The sequence below is a fragment of the Sphingobium rhizovicinum genome, assembly GCF_042647625.1.
Taxonomy (GTDB): Bacteria; Pseudomonadota; Alphaproteobacteria; order Sphingomonadales; family Sphingomonadaceae; genus Sphingobium; species Sphingobium rhizovicinum.
This window is the reverse complement of sequence record NZ_JBHRVU010000004.1, coordinates 646337-661717: the sequence shown is the minus strand read 5'-3', so window position 1 is coordinate 661717 and position 15381 is coordinate 646337. Positions and strand designations below refer to the sequence as shown.

Below are 15381 nucleotides of genomic sequence, written 5' to 3'. Positions count from 1 at the left end.
AGCGAAGGGGCTAGATGACCCCGACGATCGCCAGCTTGCTTTCCAGCGTTTCCCGATCGAATGGCTTCATTACATATTCGTCGGCACCCGCTTCGACCGCCGCCTTGATGTGGCTGATGCCATTTTCCGTCGTACAGAAAATGATCTTGGGCCTGGCCGTCATCTTGGCGCTCGACAGCGCCTGAAGAAACTCCATGCCGCTCATCACCGGCATGTTCCAGTCCAGCAGGACGACATCCGGCGCAGAGGCTTCGCACTGGGTCAGCGCGTCCTGCCCATCCACCGCTTCGCTCACGCTCAGGTCCAGCGATTCGAGTATATGACGGGCCACCTTGCGGATAACCTTGCTATCGTCGACGACCAGGCAATTCTTCATGAAGCGTCCCTTGTGTATTTTTCATATTCCGTTTGACCGGACTTAGCTGGCAATGCCGATTATTTGGTAAACGATCCGACGAAGCGTCAGGCGGCCTGCGCCACCGATCCGCCCTCAATGAAGGCGGCGAGCGACACCAGCAGCCAGGGATCGCCTTCATGCTCGACCAGCGCACGGGCATAGGGCGTCCAGGCCGGACCGAGCTGGCCGCGCAATGGCACTTCCCCTTCGGGCACGCGGCAGATGTCGGACACGCCGTCGACCATCAGACCGTAGCTGTGACCGCTGATGTTCGCGATAATCGCCAGGCTGCGCTGCTCCGCCGGCGTCGGCCGGCCAAGGATGAGCGCTGCGACATCAATGATGGTGAGCACCCGGCTGCGCAACGCGGACAGGCCTGCGACGTGCACGCCCATGCCCGGCACCGGCGATATGTCGGTCAGGCGAACGACGGCCTCCACTTCGCAGGCGTCGACAGCAATCCGCGTACCGGCCAGGGTGGCGAGAAGATAAAGCTGGTCCATGGTCGCGTCCTACCCCCGCCGTCCGGCAATCGCCGCCATCAGCGCGGCCTGATCATAACGATAGATGCTGCCATCGTGCGGCCCGACCGGACGGGGCGACGCGCGCAACTGGACGACGCGGCATCCCATGATCTCCGCCACCTGAGCCGCGCCGGCGTCGGCGCACAGCACAACGTCTTCAGGATCGATGATCGCGTCGGCCGGCAGGCCCAACACCACATCATGCCCCGCCTGACGCAGCAGCGGCGCCAATATTTCGCGCGTCCAGCCATCTTCCGCATCGGCCAGAAGGCAACGGCCCATCGCCCGCTCGACCATGCTCTCTTCTGGCAGGGCGGCGAACAGGGCAAAGGGGTTGATGACCTCCAGATGCTCGCCATCGATCACCGCAACGCCGCTCAGCAGGCCGTGCATCGCCACCATGTCAGGTACGGCGGGCATCTGTACGATGTCCAGCACCGCCGCCACCGGATAGCAGGCTTCCCGCCGGTCATCCTTCAGGCGCAGCGCCGACACCTTGTCGCGATCGAACTGGGACAGGCCATTGGCGACCGGCACTAGCCGACCGTCCAGCCGCACGAAAGCGCGGCCGGCCGACCGGCCGAACAGGCGCGCGTCGACATCCTCGACCCGCTCAATCAGCGACAGCTTGAGCAAACGCCGTTCACCCGACAATTCCTCGAAGCGCAGCGCCGCGACCATTTCGACACCCGTCTGCGCGTCGGCGGCCTCCTCCTGCTGCCGCGCAGCGCGATCATCGATAATGTCGGGCAGGCGCGCTGCATTGGCGAGTCCGGCGGCGTCCAGCAGCAGCATGGGCTTGCCATTGTCGGGCAAGGTCATACCGGCATAGACGCCCGTCGCCATCACCAGCGGCGAAGCGGGACGGATCACCAGTTCCTCATGATTGTCGACCGCCGAAACACCCATGGCAAAGGGCACGCCGGTTGCTGACCGCACCACCATGATGGCGCGCGGCCCGGACTGAGCTGGCTTTTCCATGCCCAGAACATCTTCCAGATCGATCATCGAATGGCGGACCGACCTTATTGTGGCGATTTTCGCCCCGCCAACCTGACTGATCTGGAGCGTTTCATTATTGTCGTGCAGGATTTCGACTACGGCCGCGCGCGGTATCGCGAAATGCTGGCCGCCGGCGCGCACGATCAGGCCCGGAATGATGGTCAGCGTCAGCGGCACGCGCAACGTGATCGTCAGCCCCTGCCCCGGATGATTGTCGAGCGCGATGACGCCGCCGATCCGCTCCACATTGGCGCGCACCACATCCATGCCAACGCCCCGGCCCGAAATGGCCGTCACCTGGCTGGCGGTGGACAGGCCGGGCTGAAAGATCAGGTCCAGCTTCTCCTGCTCGCCCATGCGCGCGGCGGCATCCGGCGTCAGGCGGCCGGCGAGCACGGATTTTTCGACCAGCCGCGCCGTATCGATGCCCGCGCCATCGTCGGCGATGGCGATGACGATCTGGTTGCCGGACTGGCGCGCTTCTACGCGCAGGCTGCCCATTTCCGGTTTCCCGGCGGTGCGGCGCTTCTCCGGCGTCTCGATGCCATGGTCGATGCTGTTGCGCACGATATGGGTGAGCGGGTCGACGACCATCTCCACCATCTCGCGGTCCATTTCGACGTCGCCGCCCTCCAGCGTCAGGTCGATCCGCTTGCCAAGTTCCCGCCCCAGATCACGCACCATGCGCGGGATCGCGGCGAACAGACGGTCGACGCGCTGCATGCGGGTCTTGGAAATCACATCGCGCATGTCCGCGACACAGGTGGACAGGCGTTCGAACACATTGTCGAGTTCGGGATCAGCCGTTCGCTCGCGCAGTTTGCGCGACAATTCGTTGCGCGCCAGCACCATGTCCGACACGCCGTTCATCAACTGGTCGATCAGGCTCAAAGGCAAACGGATCGTGCGCGGCCCCGTCTGAGCGCCGCCCTGCCGAGCAACGGCGACAGGCGCCTGCGCCTTGCCGACAGCCTCGCCAACCATTTCGTCGGGCATCGCGCTGAGCGCACCGATCAGGAAATCGTCATTCTCGTTGGGCAAAGCGGCGCCGATCGCCACGGCCTCGGCCAATTCGCCGATCCGGTCCATAATGCCCAGCACGGCGCTGACCGTGGCGGGATCGGGACTGCGATTGCCGGCGCGAATCTCCGACAGCACATCTTCGGCGGCGTGGCTCAGCCGCTCGAATCGCGGCAGGTTCAGGAAGCCGCAGCTGCCCTTGACCGTATGAAAGAAACGGAAAATCGCGTCCAGCCGGTCGCGATCCGACGGATCAGCCTCCCAGGCGACGACTTCGCCGGCGAGCGCTTCCAGCGTCTCCTGCGTTTCCGATATGAATTCCTGTAGTAGCTCGTCCATTCCCAACCGGCCCCACGATGCGCGCATCGGCACCATGGCGGGGCGTGGTTAAAGCGTCGTTAAAGGCGCGACGAAAGGAAAAAGGCGCCGCGATTCCACCGCGACGCCTCTCATCATTCGGGGTATCGAAGCCTTGGGATCAGTGCTTCTTTTCGACGGCATCGGCCGCCTTTTCGCCCGCCTCACGGGTGGCGTCAGCCTTGTTTTCCAGCGCATCGGCGGCATTTTCAGCCGCATTTTCCGCATTGCCGGTCAGGTTGTCGGCCATAGCCTCCATATTGTCGGCCTGGTTATCGAGCGCGTCCGCCTGATTCTCGTACGCATTCTCAACCTTGTTTTCCTGCTTGGAATCGCACGCAGCGAGCGCAACCATGCTGGCAAGGCCAAGGATAGTGACGAAAGTTTTCACGGCGTTTTCTCCTGTTCTGCGCCCCCATGGGCTACCGTTCTGGACAAGGGGCCAGCCACTCGCAGGCAGCAGGCCAACCCTGACGCCGATCAACCGGCCGCACTGGCTATGGTTCCCGCAACCGACTCACTTCGTCGCATAAACGCTTATTTTTTGAGCGAATCCCGGATTTCGCGCAGCAACAGCACATCTTCCGGGGTCGGCGCGGGCGCGGCCGGCGCGGGTTCGGGCTTGGCGGTCAGCTTGTTCATCACCTTGACCAGCAGAAAGATGATGAAGGCCAGAATGAGGAAATTGACCAGCACGGTCAGAAACTGGCCCCATCCGAACATGGCGACGCCCGCCGCCTTCAGATCGGCATAGCTTTCAGGATTGCCCGTGAACCCGGCAGGCAATTCGCCCAGCCGGATGAAGTAGCGCGAAAAGTCCGCCCCGCCGAAGATGAAGCCGACCACCGGCATGATGAGATCGTCGGTCAGCGATTTGGTGATGGTGGCGAAAGCGCCGCCGATGATGACACCGACGGCCAGGTCCATCACATTGCCGCGATTGATGAATGTCTTGAATTCCGAAATCAGCCCCATGTGTGAAATCCCTTATACTGGCTGTGATAATGACAGGATGGCCCGTTGCGCCGCGCCGGGCAACGCCCTATTTCCACCAGCGAAACAAAGCCGAGGATGTTCCATGACGCAGCTGCGCCGCATCTCCACCCTTCTTCTTCCCCTGTTCGGGGCCTTCGCCCTGTCCGCCTGCGGCATCAATAGCGTGCCGACCGCCGAAGAAGAGGCCAAAGCCAAATGGGCCGATGTGCAGGCCCAATATCAGCGCCGCGCCAACCTGACCGGCAATCTGGTCGCCACGGTGAAGGCGGCCGGCAAGCAGGAACAGGCAACCCTGACCGCCGTGACCGAAGCGCGCGCCAAGGCGACATCGGTGCAGATCAACGCCGACGACCTGTCCGACCCGGCGAAGGTCGCCCAGTTCCAGGCGGCGCAGGCGCAGCTCAGCCAGGGCCTTGGCCGCCTGCTCGCCTCGGTCGAAGCCTATCCTGACCTCAAGACCAACGAAAATTACCTGCAACTCCAGTCGCAGCTGGAGGGTACGGAAAACCGCATCGCCGTCGCCATCCGCGACTATAATGGCGCGGTGCAGGCCTATAACACCCGCATCCGCACCTTCCCCGACGCGATCGGCGCGAAGCTGATCCATGGCGCAAAGCCCATGGCCCCGTTCCAGGCGACGACGCTGGGCGCGGAAGAAGCGCCGAAGGTCGATTTCGGCAATTAAGGCGATGCTGCGCCGCTTGCTCCTGATCCTCACGCTGCTGGCCATCGCGCCGGCGGCGTGGGCGCAGAGCTTTCCCGCTTTCGACGACAAGGGCGTGGTCGACGCCGCCAATCTGCTCGATCCGGCGCAGGAACAGGCGCTGAGCCAAAAGCTGATCGCGCAGAAAAAGGCGAGCGGGCGATCGTTGGTGGTGGCGACCATCCCCGATCTTCAGGGCTATGACATTCGCGACTATGGCTATCGCCTTGGCCGCGCCTGGGCGATCGGCGACAAGCAGAATCAAGGCGCGATACTGATCATCGCCCCGTCCGAACGGAAAATCGGGATCGAGGTCGGCTATGGCCTGGAAGGCGTGCTGACCGACGCGCTTTCCTCCCAGATCATTCGCAATGCCATCAGCCCGCGCTTCAAGGCTGGCGACATGGCCGGTGGCATCAATGCCGGCGTGGACGAAATCACGACCCTGCTCGCCCTGCCCCCGGATCAGGCGCGGCAGCGCGCGGCGGCGGCCGAAAACAACGCCCGAAAGCAGGATGATGGCGGTGGCGCGATCATCGGCTTCTGGGTGATCCTTTTTATCGTGTTCTTCGTCGCCCTGCCGCTGCTATCGCGTGCGCGCGGCGGCAGGCGTTACCGCCGTGGCGGCGGCGTTCCGCCCGTCATCATCTGGGGACCGGGCACCGGCAGTTCCGGTTGGGGATCAGGCGGCGGTGGCGGCTGGGGCGGATCGAGCTGGGGCGGCGGCGACAGCGGCGGCGGCTTTTCGGGCGGCGGCAGCTTCGGCGGCGGTGGCGCGTCGGGGGACTGGTGATGCAGCTTCATCTTACACAGGCCGATCATGACCTCGTCTCCGCAGCCGTCACGCAGGCGGAGGCGCACACGTCGGGCGAGATCGTCACCATCGTCGCGCGCCGGTCCGACAGCTATCATGATGTCGGCCTCAGTTGGGCGGCGGCGGCGGTGTTCATCGCACTGGCGCTGATGACGGCCTTTCCCGCCCAACTGCGCGCCTTCCTGTCGATGCTGCTGCTCGACTGGGAGCATGAACTGGCCGACTGGAAACTGCTGATGGGGCTGCTCGGCCTCCTCATCCTCAAATTCCTGGTCGTGCGGTATCTGCTGGCGATCATGCCGCTGCGCATGATGATGACCCCGCGCGCGACCAAGGCGCGGCGCGTGCGGCGGCGGGCCATATTGTTGTTCCGCACCGCAGCCGAAGCGCGCACGCGCGGGCGCACCGGCGTGCTCCTCTACCTCTCGCTCGATGAGCATCGCGCCGAAATCGTCGCCGACCGCGCCATCAATGAAAAGGTCGCGCCCGAAGCCTGGGGCGAAGCGATGGCCGCGCTGATCGATGCGATCCGCGCCGGCCAGGCTGGCGATGGCCTTGCCGAAGCGATACGACAGGTCGGCATCATACTGGCCGCGCATTTCCCGCGCGATGACGATGACGTCAACGAACTCCCGGATAGGCTGATCGAATTATGAGCGACCCTGACTGGCACGCCCCCGAACAGATTATGTGGGAAGGCCGGTTCATCACTGCCAAGACCCGGGGCAAATGGGAATATGTCGGCCGCGCGCGCGGCATCCATGCCGCTGTCATCCTGGCGATCGATGATGCCGCCGATGGCCGCCATGTCATCCTGGTCGATCAGTATCGCGTACCGCTCGGCCGGCGCTGCATCGAACTGCCCGCCGGCCTTGTCGGCGACGAACAGGAAGGCGAGGACGCCGGCATTGCCGCCGCGCGCGAGTTGGAGGAGGAAACCGGCTATCGCCCCGCCCGGCTCGAAGCGCTGGGCCAATTTTACAGCTCCCCCGGCATGGTGTCGGAAAGCTTCACCCTGTTTCGCGCCCATGATCTGGAAAAGACCGGCGATGGCGGCGGAGTGGATGACGAGGACATCCATGTCCATCGCGTACCGATAGACGGCATCGCCGATCAAATCGCCGCGTGGCGCGAACAGGGCTATGCAATGGATGTGAAACTGTTGCTGCTCCTCGGCGCGGGCATGCTCGAGTAAGAGTCTGTTTGGAAATGCGCCTCTGGCGCATCCGCACCGAAAACGCGCTCTTTCGCGCATTTTCCAAATAGACTCTAAGAACGCAATCAGAGCACCCGATACCAGTCCGCCACCCGATCAAGCGCCAGCGTCAGCACCAGCTTGCCCGCGCGACCGGGCCAGCCCAGCGCCTTTTCCGCCGCAATCAGCCCTTCCCCGGCGCAGGCGACACGCCAGAGAATATCCGCCAGCCCCGGCCCGGCGGCCTGCATCGCTGCGTCGAACCGCTCCCGCGCAGACAGTTGCGCCACCGTGGGATCGGCCCGCCGCTCCGGTCCACGCCGCCCGCCACTGCGCGGCGCCGCATCCCAGCACATCGTCACCCGCGCGCTCAGCCCCGCTTTCTCCCAGTCCGCGCGCAACAGATCGCCGGCGACAAAATGCCGATCGCTCAGATGACCGCGCGCATGCAACCAACTCAGCGGCGATTCGCCCAGATTGACCATCACCCGCTGCGGCCTGCCGTCCGGCCCCTCGATCATCTGTTCGACATGACTGGCCATGCGCGCCTCCCAAGGAAAAAGCTGTCGCTGCGGCCTTGCCACGCCGGATAATCTGTAGGAAAGATACAACCAAATAGGTTATCAAGGGCGTTTTCATGATCACCCGCATCCGCGAGGTTCGCAAGGCCAAAGGGCTGACCCTGGAACAGGTTGGCGCGCTGTGCGATCCGCCCACCACCGCCCAGACAATCGGGCGACTGGAAACCGGCACGCGCACCGTATCGGTCAACTGGCTGAACCGGATCGCGCTGGCGCTGGGCGTCACCAGCGCAGAACTGGTCGCTTTGCCGGGACAGGCCGAAGTGCCCGTTGCCGCTCTGCTCGGTCCCGACGGCGTGCGCGCGCCCGCCCGCGCCCTCACCCTCCCCCCGCCGATCGCGTCGGACGGTATGGTCGGCGTGCAGGTGGGGGCCAGTATTGGCGATTATCGCGCGGGCGACGCCATCTGGTGCCGCCGCATTGCGCCGGAGGATTTTGGCAGCGCGTTGAACCGCGACATTTTGCTGCCGCGCCCCGCCGGGCGCTTCCTGTTCGGCCGGCTGATCGGGCGGGAAGGCGACCGGCTGCAACTGCTGCCGCTGGGTGCGGGTACGCGCCAATTGGTGCTGACCGACCCGCCATGGGCCGCCGTCGCCGAACAGCTCGTCCGACGTCTCTAGCTAATTCATCGCTCTGCGCTTAACCAAGCATCAAAGCTGTGCATGCAAAGTAGAACCATGACGCTCAATGTTCTCATGCTATCGACCCTGTTCCCCGACATCAGCCGGCCCAATTTCGGCGTGTTCGTGGAACGGCAGGCGCGTGAACTGGCCAGCCGCCCGGAAGCCGACGTCACCGTCATCGCGCCGGTCGGCCTGCCGCCGTGGCCGCTGTCGCTGGCGGGCCGCTATGCGCCGCTGCGCGCGCTGCCGCGCAAGGAGCGCTGGCGGGAACTGACCGTCTACCGCCCGACCTTTCCGATCATCCCCAAATTTGGCGGCCGCACCAATGTGACGACCATGACCCGCGCCATCCTGCCGCTGGTCCGCCGGCTGCATGCGGAAAAGCCGTTCGACGTGATCGACGCCAGCTTCTTCTTCCCCGACGGCCCGGTGGCCCAGCGCCTGTCAAAGGCGCTCGGCATCCCCTATTCGGTCAAGGCGCGCGGCGCGGACATTCATTATTGGGGCACGCAAAGCGGCACGCGCAAGATGGTGCGGCAGGCGGCGGACGGCGCAGCCGGGTTGCTTGCCGTATCGGATGCGATGCGCCGGTCGATGGCTCGCATGGGCATCGATGCGGACAAGGTGCGGGTCCATTATACCGGAGTCGATCTCGACACGTTCGAACTGACCGATCGCGCCGCAGCCAAGGCCGCGCTGGATTTCAACGGCCCGGTGGTGCTCAGCGTCGGCGCGCTAATCCCGCGCAAGGGACAGGATCTGCTGGTGCGCGCGCTGCCGCAATTACCCGGCGTCACGCTGCTGCTGGCGGGTCAGGGCCAATATCGGCGCACGCTGGAGAATCTGGCCCAGGAACTGGGCGTTGAACGCCGCATCGGCTTTCTGGGATCGGTCCCGCATCACAAGCTGCCGCGCATCTTCGCCGCCGCCGACATCATGGCCCTGCCGTCCGAATCGGAAGGACTGGCCAATGCCTGGGTCGAAGCGCTGGCCTGCGGCACGCCAATCGTCATCAGCGATGTCGGCGGGGCGCGCGAACTGCTCGACCGGCCGGAGGCGGGGCGGATCGTGGAACGCGACCCCGAAGCCATAGCAGAGGCCATCCGCGCCCTGTTGGACAATCCTCCGTCGCAGGCCGCCGTGCGCGCGTCGGCGCTGCGCTTCACCTGGCAGGCGAATGGCGACACGCTGCTCGCGCATTTGCAAGGCATCGCCGCCGGCTCATAAAGCGGGCGGCACCAACCGCGCCCGGCCATCGGGCGCGGGAAAATGCCCGCCATCGAACGGCACTTCGCCCCAGCGCCACGGCGTCAATTCGTCATAGGCCGGGTTGGAAATTGGCGCGTGCCGCTTCAGGTTCAACAGTCGCTCGCCATCGTTGCGATAAGCGGTCAGCCGCACATGCTCGCGATACAGGTCCGCCGCCCGCTCATAATGAAACGCGTCGCCCCACCCCATCGCCTGCGCCACCTTCGTCACCGCCCACCAGTCTGGCTTCGCCTCCCCCGGCAGCGAAAAAAGGCGGCGCTGCCGACTGATCAGGCGATCAGGACCAGTCAATGTGCCATCCTTCTCGACGCCCGCCGGCGATGGCAGCAGCACATCGGCGTCTTCCATGCCTTCCCCCCGATCGCGACTGGCGATGACGAATGGCAGGGTCGCGCGCGCCTGCCGCAGCCAGGGCAACGCCTCGTCATCCCGGCCAATGCTCCACAGCGCCTTGATGCGCCCGGCGTGCATCGCCTCTTCCACTGCGCCCGGCGCCTGCGCGATCAGGTGCGCGCCCCAGAAACGCGCCACCTCGGCCCGGGCCTGCGGCGAAAAATCCCGATGCGCCGCCAGATCGCCGGTCAGGCAGCCGACTTCCCGCCCGCCCATGGCGTTGGCCTGCCCGCTCAGCAGAAAGGGATTGTTGCCCGGCCGGCCAATCGCGCCCTTCGCCAGATGCAGGTTCACTACGGCGCTCGCCACGCCGCTGCCTTCCCCTTCATCCCACAGCGTCACCAACCGTCCAGACGACGCCATCGCATCATAGAAGGCCCGCACCTCAGCCGTTGGCAGACCGCATTCGCGCGCCACCGACCAGATGTCGCACCCCGGCCGCAACCTGTCCCAAAAGCCAGCCGGCATCGCCACATGCCGGTCCAGAAAGCCCTGATCGACCGCGCCTATATCCTGACAGTGAAGCAGCAATCCGGTCAGCAGCCGCGCCATGCTCCCGCGCGCCACCACCAGACTTATGTCCGCCAGGCCATGCCCCTGCGGCGCAGCCCCCTCCGTCACCTGAATCAGCCGCACCCCGTGCGTCTCTCGGGCCGCCTGCACCCGGTCCATCAACACCGGATATCGCAGCGCCGCGCGATCCCCCAGCAACAGCAGCGTTTCGGCCTGCTCAATATCCTCGATCGCAGCGGGCATGACGGGCGCGCCAAAAGCGGCGCGCAGCGACTGATGCGCGCCACCCATGTCCCATGGCGCATGGATGTGCGCCGACCCGAAAAAGCCCTTCATCAGCTTGTTGGCGGCATAATAATCCTCGGTCAGCAAATTGCCCGCCACATGCAGCGCAATGCTGCCCGAACCATGGCGATCGAGAATAGCCTTCAGCCTGCGCGCGACATGCGCAATCGCCCGATCCCATCCGGTTCGCCGTCCACCCACCATCGGGTGCAACAGGCGCCCGTCCAGCGTCGCCATCTCCGCCAGCCCCTCACCGCGCGCGCAGAGTTGGCCGGCATTGGCCGGATGCATCCGATCCCCTTCGATCAACAGGCTGCGATCATCGCCGGTAATGGCGCGGACGCCGCACCCCGCGCCGCATTGGCCGCACAGGCTTCGCACGATCGCCATCTTAGCGGGAAAGCCGGGCCGGCAGGGCGAAGCGCGCCATCATCGGCGGATGCCTAGCGGAAGATGGAGGCGGACAAAAGCCCATGGTTGCGCCGCTGCCGCACTGGGCGCACATAGGCGGCATGATCCAGCTGCTCGCCCGCCTCATCGCGCTCACCCTTTTGCTGCTCACGCCAATCGCGCAGGCCGTCCCTTCCGATCGCGGCCCCGTGGTGCTGGCCGCCGCCAGCCTGCAGGAATCGATGACCGCCGCCGCCGATGCATGGGCGGCGCAGGGCCACGCTCGTCCCGTCCTTTCCTTCGCCGGATCATCCGCCCTCGCCCGCCAGATCAAAGCCGGCGCGCCCGCCGATCTGTTTCTCTCTGCCGATGAAGAATGGATGAGCGACATCGAACGGGCTGGGCTGCTGGCGCGCGGCACGCGGGTCAATGTGGCGGGCAATGCGCTGGTGCTGATCGCGCCGGCAAAACGACCGGTGCGCCTGCACATCGGCAAGAGGATGCAACTGGCTCGCGCGCTCGGCGATGGTCGTCTGGCCATGGCCAATCCCGATGCGGTGCCGGCGGGCAAATATGGCAAGGCGGCGCTCATGGCGCTGGGCGTCTGGCCATCCGTCGCTGGCAAGGTGGCGCGCGGCGACAATGTCCGGTCCGCGCTGGCGCTGGTGGAGCGAGGCGAAGCGCCGCTCGGCATCGTCTACGCCACCGACGCGCGCGCATCTCAGGATGTGCAGGTGGTCGGCGTCTTCCCTGCGTCCAGTCATGCGCCGGTCCGCTATCCGCTCGCGCGGCTGAAGGGCAGCCGCCATCCCGATGCCGAAGCCTTTCGCCGCTTCCTGCTGTCGGGCGCGAGCAAGGCGATCTTCGCCCGCTACGGCTTCACCGCGCCCTGATCTGCACTTTCACTTCAGGCAGGCGACCAGCCCGGATATGACCGCCAGCGTTTCCTGCGGATCGCGCACCCGCACCGTATCCAGCCCGATCTGCTTGGCCGGATAGTCATTGCCGCCCGGAAAGATAGCATCGCCGATGAACAGCATCGCGTCCAGCGCAATGCCGCTCGCATCGCGCAGCTTCTTGAGGCCATAGCCCTTGTCCACGCCTTCACGCGTAATGTCGATAGAGGTCGCGCCGCCCATATTGATCGACAGGCCGGGCAGGCGCTGACGCAGGTCCGCCTGAATGATCTTGCGCTTGGCGAAATCGGGATCCCATCCTTCCTTGGCGTGGATCGGCGCTTGCTGCCCCAGCGCGGAAAAGGTGATCTGGCTGCCCCGGTCCTCGATCCGGTCGCCCCATGTCTGTTCCGGCACGAACCCGGTCGCCTCCAGCGATGCATCGAACGCCGCCAGAATCGCCGCCTTCTGCGCATCGTCGAACAATTCGGCATAAACCGGCGACCAGCCATCCGCACCGTGGGTATAGAGCTTTGTGCCGGTGGTGGGCATCAGCCACAGCCGCGACCGATCGGCATGGGCCGGCAGGCGGCTGGCAACCTGCTTTTCGAATTGCGGCCAGTCTCCGCCGGAAATCACCGCGACATGCGCAACGGCCAGCAGGTCGGCAAGGGCGTCGCCCATCGCCTCGCCAAGCGGTTGCTTGCTTTCCGCCAGCGTACCGTCAAGGTCGAACGCGACCAATTGCTTCATCCATCGTCTCCAGCACTATCCAGGGTGGGGGCGTCGCCTATCATCGCCTATTCGCCGGTCAAGGGCGAACATGCGTCGGACTGGCGCCGTTCATCTGCGCACGGCTAAGCCTACAACCCAACCCGTTTCCATACCATGAAAGGACGATGGCTGTGGCGTCGCTGATCCTCGCTTCCCTGCTGATGGCCGCCGCATCGCCCGGCGCGACACTGGACCTGCGCCCGCAACCCGATCAGCAAAAGCCGATCTTCGACTGGTCGAAACAACGCTGCCCCAATGACAACATCATTCCCGATGCGCCGGCCCGCGCCTTCCGGCGAGCCGATGGGCAAATCAGCCTGATCGCCACCCATTTTGTCAACTGGACGCTGACCGGCCCGCGCTGGTCGTCGCTCAGGACCGACTGCCGCCCCGTTTTCGGCCCGGCCGACACCGGCGCCAACCAGCATGCCTGGATCGAGGCCACCTATACGATGGACGGCCGTACCGTGACCGCGCTGCTCAGCCGCGAATTGTCGATCGACACCGACCCGCGCAACTGCAAACCGGGCAAGGGCGTGAGTTGCTGGCTCAGCGATATTGTCACCGCCCAATCCGGCGACATGGGCCGCCATTATCGCATGGGCAAGGTCGCCGCCACGCTGGGCGACAGGATGCCCGCCGCCAGCCCGTCCCGCTACGGCGCCTTCACCACCAGCAACATCGCGCGCGGTCAGAGCGGCTATTATATGGTGGTCTTTCTGGACGGCCCCGGTTCGCCCAAGGGCAATTGCCTGCTGCGCAGCGATAATCCCATGAACCCGGCGCTCTGGCGCGCCTGGGACGGGCAGCAATTCACCCTGGACCTGTCCAGCCCTGCGCAGGCGCGCCGGTGCCATGCACTGCCGCATCTCGATGCACCGGTGCGGTCAATCAACTGGCTGCCGCGCCAGAAGCGTTGGGTAGCGATGATGGCGGCCCAGCGCATGATCGACGGCAAAGCGACCCAAGGATTTTTCTACGCCCAAAGCGCCGACCTGCGCAATTGGGGGCTGGCCCGGCTGCTGCTTCCCGCCCCTGTCTTCCGACTTGAGCCCGGCCGGGACTATATGCTCAGCTATCCGGTGCTGATCGATCCCGACAGCCGATCGCGCAATTTCGAAACGCTGGATCATGATCAGGCGCTGCTGCTTTTCGTCCGTCGCCGGTTCGAAGGCGCGAATGGCACGATGGATCGCGACCTGCTGTCCATGCCTGTCCAGATCGGATCGCGATAGCAGCCCCCTTCCGCCGGCGATGAAAGCCTGCCACTATCGTCGGCACGCCATGCCGTTTTCTCCCGATCCCTCCTGCCAGTTCATTCACGCATGAACTGGCTGCCTTCTCCCGAGGAATGGGGCGTCATCGCCTTGTCTTTGAAGGTCAGCCTGGTCGCGGTTGCAGCGATGTTGCCGATCGCATTCGGCCTGTCCTGGCTGCTGGCGCGGCGGCGCTTCCCCGGCCGGTTGCTGCTGGAAGCGATCGTCTATCTGCCGCTGGTCGTACCGCCGGTGGTGACGGGCTGGCTGCTGCTGCTGCTCTTCGGCGCGAACGGGCCGATCGGTCGATGGCTGGGCGACTGGTTCGGTGTCACATTGTTGTTCCGCTGGACCGGTGCGGCGCTGGCCGCCGCAATCATGGCCTTGCCGCTGATGGTCCGCGCAATGCGCCTGTCGATCGAGGCGATCGACCGACGGCTGGAAGATGCCGCCCGCACGCTGGGCGCTTCGGGCTGGCGATTGTTCCGGACCATATCGCTTCCCTTGGCGCTACCCGGCATCCTGGCTGGCGCGATGCTGGGCTTTGCCCGGTCGATCGGGGAGTTTGGCGCGACGATCACTTTCGTGTCCGACATTCCAGGCGAAACCCGCACCCTGCCGATCGCCATCTATGCCGCGCTTCAGGTGCCCGGCGGTGAAGCGATGGTCAGTCGCTTTGCCGTGATTTCGGTGCTGCTGTCGCTGGGGGCGCTTCTATTGTCCGAGCTGATGGCCCGCCGCTTCACCCATGGACGGGTCGTCCATGTCCTTTGACATTGATGTCCGCCGCCGGATCGGCGACCGCACCATCGCCTTGCGCGTGCGCACAGGGCCCGGCCTGATTGCGCTGGTCGGACCATCGGGCGCGGGCAAGACCAGCCTGCTCAACATGGTCGCCGGCCTGCTTCGGCCCGATGCCGGCCATATCGCCATTGGCGGCACGCCCCTGTTCGACAGCGCCGCTGGCATCGACATACCGGCAGCGCGGCGCCGGGCTGGCTATATATTCCAGGACATGCGCCTGTTTCCGCACCTGCGGGTCGAGGCGAATCTTCTCTACGGCGTGCGCGGCACGGATGGACTGACGCTGGACGATGTGCTCGGTTTTCTGGGCATCGGCCATTTGCTCCGCCGCCTGCCCGCAACCCTTTCCGGCGGCGAGGCGAAGCGGGTCGCGATCGGCCGGGCCTTGCTGTCCGATCCGGCATTTTTATTGATGGATGAGCCGCTTTCCTCTCTCGATCCGGCCCGACGCGATGAGGTCATGGCAGCGATCGAACGATTGCGCGACCAGTTCGCCCTGCCGATCCTGTACGTCACCCATAATGAAGCGGAGGCGGTCAGACTGGCATGCGAAACCATCCGTCTGGCCCCGCCCGCATGACAGCCCTCT

18 protein-coding genes are annotated in these 15381 nt (G+C 65.2%); 10 read left to right on the top strand and 8 right to left on the bottom strand.

Annotated elements, in window-relative coordinates; genetic code table 11:
* Nucleotides 1-10: 10 nt before the first annotated feature.
* From ACFOKF_RS04580 to mscL, 5 genes are all read right to left on the bottom strand, one after another.
* The gene (locus tag ACFOKF_RS04580; RefSeq protein WP_298398580.1) at nucleotides 11-376 is read right to left on the bottom strand and encodes a response regulator; all 366 of its coding nucleotides are present in this window, start codon (nucleotides 374-376) and stop codon (nucleotides 11-13) included.
* 86 nt (nucleotides 377-462) lie between these two features.
* The gene (locus tag ACFOKF_RS04575) at nucleotides 463-900 is read right to left on the bottom strand and encodes a chemotaxis protein CheW (RefSeq protein WP_380793541.1); all 438 of its coding nucleotides are present in this window, start codon (nucleotides 898-900) and stop codon (nucleotides 463-465) included.
* Between the two features lie 9 nt (nucleotides 901-909).
* The gene (locus tag ACFOKF_RS04570; RefSeq protein ID WP_380793539.1) at nucleotides 910-3282 is read right to left on the bottom strand and encodes a chemotaxis protein CheA; all 2373 of its coding nucleotides are present in this window, start codon (nucleotides 3280-3282) and stop codon (nucleotides 910-912) included.
* 139 nt (nucleotides 3283-3421) lie between these two features.
* Nucleotides 3422-3691, bottom strand: a complete 270-nt coding sequence (locus tag ACFOKF_RS04565) for a hypothetical protein (RefSeq protein WP_380793537.1) — start codon at nucleotides 3689-3691, stop codon at nucleotides 3422-3424.
* A 146-nt stretch (nucleotides 3692-3837) separates the two neighbouring features.
* Entirely contained in the window at nucleotides 3838-4275 is a 438-nt protein-coding gene (gene mscL / locus ACFOKF_RS04560) for a large conductance mechanosensitive channel protein MscL (RefSeq protein ID WP_298398589.1), read from the bottom strand.
* A 103-nt stretch (nucleotides 4276-4378) separates the two neighbouring features.
* On the opposite strand from mscL, the gene ACFOKF_RS04555 reads away from it, so the two are divergent.
* The 4 genes from ACFOKF_RS04555 to ACFOKF_RS04540 are packed head-to-tail and all read left to right on the top strand — an operon-like array spanning nucleotide 4379 to nucleotide 7008.
* A complete protein-coding gene (locus ACFOKF_RS04555) occupies nucleotides 4379-4981 on the top strand; it encodes a LemA family protein (protein WP_380793535.1) in 603 nt (200 codons plus the stop codon).
* Nucleotides 4982-4985: 4 nt separating this feature from the next.
* The gene (locus tag ACFOKF_RS04550; RefSeq protein WP_298398592.1) at nucleotides 4986-5792 is read left to right on the top strand and encodes a TPM domain-containing protein; all 807 of its coding nucleotides are present in this window, start codon (nucleotides 4986-4988) and stop codon (nucleotides 5790-5792) included.
* A complete protein-coding gene (locus ACFOKF_RS04545; RefSeq protein ID WP_380793533.1) occupies nucleotides 5792-6469 on the top strand; it encodes a TPM domain-containing protein in 678 nt (225 codons plus the stop codon). Before ACFOKF_RS04550 ends, ACFOKF_RS04545 begins: the two co-directional genes overlap by 1 nt.
* Entirely contained in the window at nucleotides 6466-7008 is a 543-nt protein-coding gene (locus ACFOKF_RS04540; RefSeq protein WP_380793531.1) for an NUDIX hydrolase, read from the top strand. The genes ACFOKF_RS04545 and ACFOKF_RS04540 overlap by 4 nt, the downstream gene beginning before the upstream one ends.
* An 86-nt stretch (nucleotides 7009-7094) precedes the next feature.
* On the opposite strand, the gene ACFOKF_RS04535 is transcribed toward ACFOKF_RS04540, so the two are convergent.
* The gene (locus ACFOKF_RS04535) at nucleotides 7095-7550 is read right to left on the bottom strand and encodes a DUF6456 domain-containing protein (protein WP_380793529.1); all 456 of its coding nucleotides are present in this window, start codon (nucleotides 7548-7550) and stop codon (nucleotides 7095-7097) included.
* A 95-nt stretch (nucleotides 7551-7645) separates the two neighbouring features.
* Here ACFOKF_RS04535 and ACFOKF_RS04530 point away from each other — a divergent pair, with 95 nt between their 5' ends.
* Nucleotides 7646-8209: a helix-turn-helix domain-containing protein gene (locus ACFOKF_RS04530; RefSeq protein WP_380793527.1), complete on the top strand. Its 564-nt coding sequence runs from the start codon at nucleotides 7646-7648 to the stop codon at nucleotides 8207-8209.
* Nucleotides 8210-8266: 57 nt separating this feature from the next.
* Complete coding sequence (locus ACFOKF_RS04525; RefSeq protein WP_380793525.1) at nucleotides 8267-9439, top strand: glycosyltransferase; 1173 nt, start codon at nucleotides 8267-8269, stop codon at nucleotides 9437-9439.
* On the opposite strand, the gene ACFOKF_RS04520 is transcribed toward ACFOKF_RS04525, so the two are convergent.
* Entirely contained in the window at nucleotides 9434-11062 is a 1629-nt protein-coding gene (locus ACFOKF_RS04520) for a molybdopterin-dependent oxidoreductase (protein WP_380793523.1), read from the bottom strand. The genes ACFOKF_RS04525 and ACFOKF_RS04520 overlap by 6 nt on opposite strands.
* Before the next feature lie 122 nt (nucleotides 11063-11184).
* On the opposite strand from ACFOKF_RS04520, the gene modA reads away from it, so the two are divergent.
* Nucleotides 11185-11955 carry a molybdate ABC transporter substrate-binding protein gene (modA, locus tag ACFOKF_RS04515; RefSeq protein ID WP_380797654.1) on the top strand — a complete coding sequence of 257 codons (771 nt, stop codon included), beginning with the start codon at nucleotides 11185-11187 and terminating at the stop codon, nucleotides 11953-11955.
* Between the two features lie 9 nt (nucleotides 11956-11964).
* On the opposite strand, the gene ACFOKF_RS04510 is transcribed toward modA, so the two are convergent.
* Nucleotides 11965-12711, bottom strand: coding sequence for an HAD-IIB family hydrolase (locus ACFOKF_RS04510; RefSeq protein ID WP_380793521.1), 747 nt, complete (start codon nucleotides 12709-12711; stop codon nucleotides 11965-11967).
* Between the two features lie 152 nt (nucleotides 12712-12863).
* On the opposite strand from ACFOKF_RS04510, the gene ACFOKF_RS04505 reads away from it, so the two are divergent.
* The 3 genes from ACFOKF_RS04505 (at nucleotide 12864) to ACFOKF_RS04495 (ending at nucleotide 15372) form a co-directional block, all read left to right on the top strand.
* A complete protein-coding gene (locus ACFOKF_RS04505) occupies nucleotides 12864-13967 on the top strand; it encodes a hypothetical protein (protein WP_380793519.1) in 1104 nt (367 codons plus the stop codon).
* A 90-nt stretch (nucleotides 13968-14057) separates the two neighbouring features.
* A complete protein-coding gene (gene modB / locus ACFOKF_RS04500) occupies nucleotides 14058-14762 on the top strand; it encodes a molybdate ABC transporter permease subunit (RefSeq protein ID WP_380793517.1) in 705 nt (234 codons plus the stop codon).
* The gene (locus ACFOKF_RS04495) at nucleotides 14752-15372 is read left to right on the top strand and encodes an ATP-binding cassette domain-containing protein (protein ID WP_380793515.1); all 621 of its coding nucleotides are present in this window, start codon (nucleotides 14752-14754) and stop codon (nucleotides 15370-15372) included. Before modB ends, ACFOKF_RS04495 begins: the two co-directional genes overlap by 11 nt.
* The last annotated feature ends 9 nt before the right edge of the window (nucleotides 15373-15381 follow it).

What these genes read in the sequence shown, in the direction of transcription:
- ACFOKF_RS04580 (WP_298398580.1), bottom strand. Translation starts at nt 376, where the DNA reads ATGAAGAATTGCCTGGTCGTCGACGATAGCAAGGTTATCCGCAAGGTG.
- ACFOKF_RS04575 (WP_380793541.1), bottom strand. Translation starts at nt 900, where the DNA reads ATGGACCAGCTTTATCTTCTCGCCACCCTGGCCGGTACGCGGATTGCT.
- ACFOKF_RS04570 (WP_380793539.1), bottom strand. Translation starts at nt 3,282, where the DNA reads ATGGACGAGCTACTACAGGAATTCATATCGGAAACGCAGGAGACGCTG.
- mscL (WP_298398589.1), bottom strand. Translation starts at nt 4,275, where the DNA reads ATGGGGCTGATTTCGGAATTCAAGACATTCATCAATCGCGGCAATGTG.
- ACFOKF_RS04555 (WP_380793535.1), top strand. Translation starts at nt 4,379, where the DNA reads ATGACGCAGCTGCGCCGCATCTCCACCCTTCTTCTTCCCCTGTTCGGG.
- ACFOKF_RS04550 (WP_298398592.1), top strand. Translation starts at nt 4,986, where the DNA reads ATGCTGCGCCGCTTGCTCCTGATCCTCACGCTGCTGGCCATCGCGCCG.
- ACFOKF_RS04545 (WP_380793533.1), top strand. Translation starts at nt 5,792, where the DNA reads ATGCAGCTTCATCTTACACAGGCCGATCATGACCTCGTCTCCGCAGCC.
- ACFOKF_RS04540 (WP_380793531.1), top strand. Translation starts at nt 6,466, where the DNA reads ATGAGCGACCCTGACTGGCACGCCCCCGAACAGATTATGTGGGAAGGC.
- ACFOKF_RS04535 (WP_380793529.1), bottom strand. Translation starts at nt 7,550, where the DNA reads ATGGCCAGTCATGTCGAACAGATGATCGAGGGGCCGGACGGCAGGCCG.
- ACFOKF_RS04530 (WP_380793527.1), top strand. Translation starts at nt 7,646, where the DNA reads ATGATCACCCGCATCCGCGAGGTTCGCAAGGCCAAAGGGCTGACCCTG.
- ACFOKF_RS04525 (WP_380793525.1), top strand. Translation starts at nt 8,267, where the DNA reads ATGACGCTCAATGTTCTCATGCTATCGACCCTGTTCCCCGACATCAGC.
- ACFOKF_RS04520 (WP_380793523.1), bottom strand. Translation starts at nt 11,062, where the DNA reads ATGGCGATCGTGCGAAGCCTGTGCGGCCAATGCGGCGCGGGGTGCGGC.
- modA (WP_380797654.1), top strand. Translation starts at nt 11,185, where the DNA reads ATGATCCAGCTGCTCGCCCGCCTCATCGCGCTCACCCTTTTGCTGCTC.
- ACFOKF_RS04510 (WP_380793521.1), bottom strand. Translation starts at nt 12,711, where the DNA reads ATGAAGCAATTGGTCGCGTTCGACCTTGACGGTACGCTGGCGGAAAGC.
- modB (WP_380793517.1), top strand. Translation starts at nt 14,058, where the DNA reads ATGAACTGGCTGCCTTCTCCCGAGGAATGGGGCGTCATCGCCTTGTCT.
- ACFOKF_RS04495 (WP_380793515.1), top strand. Translation starts at nt 14,752, where the DNA reads ATGTCCTTTGACATTGATGTCCGCCGCCGGATCGGCGACCGCACCATC.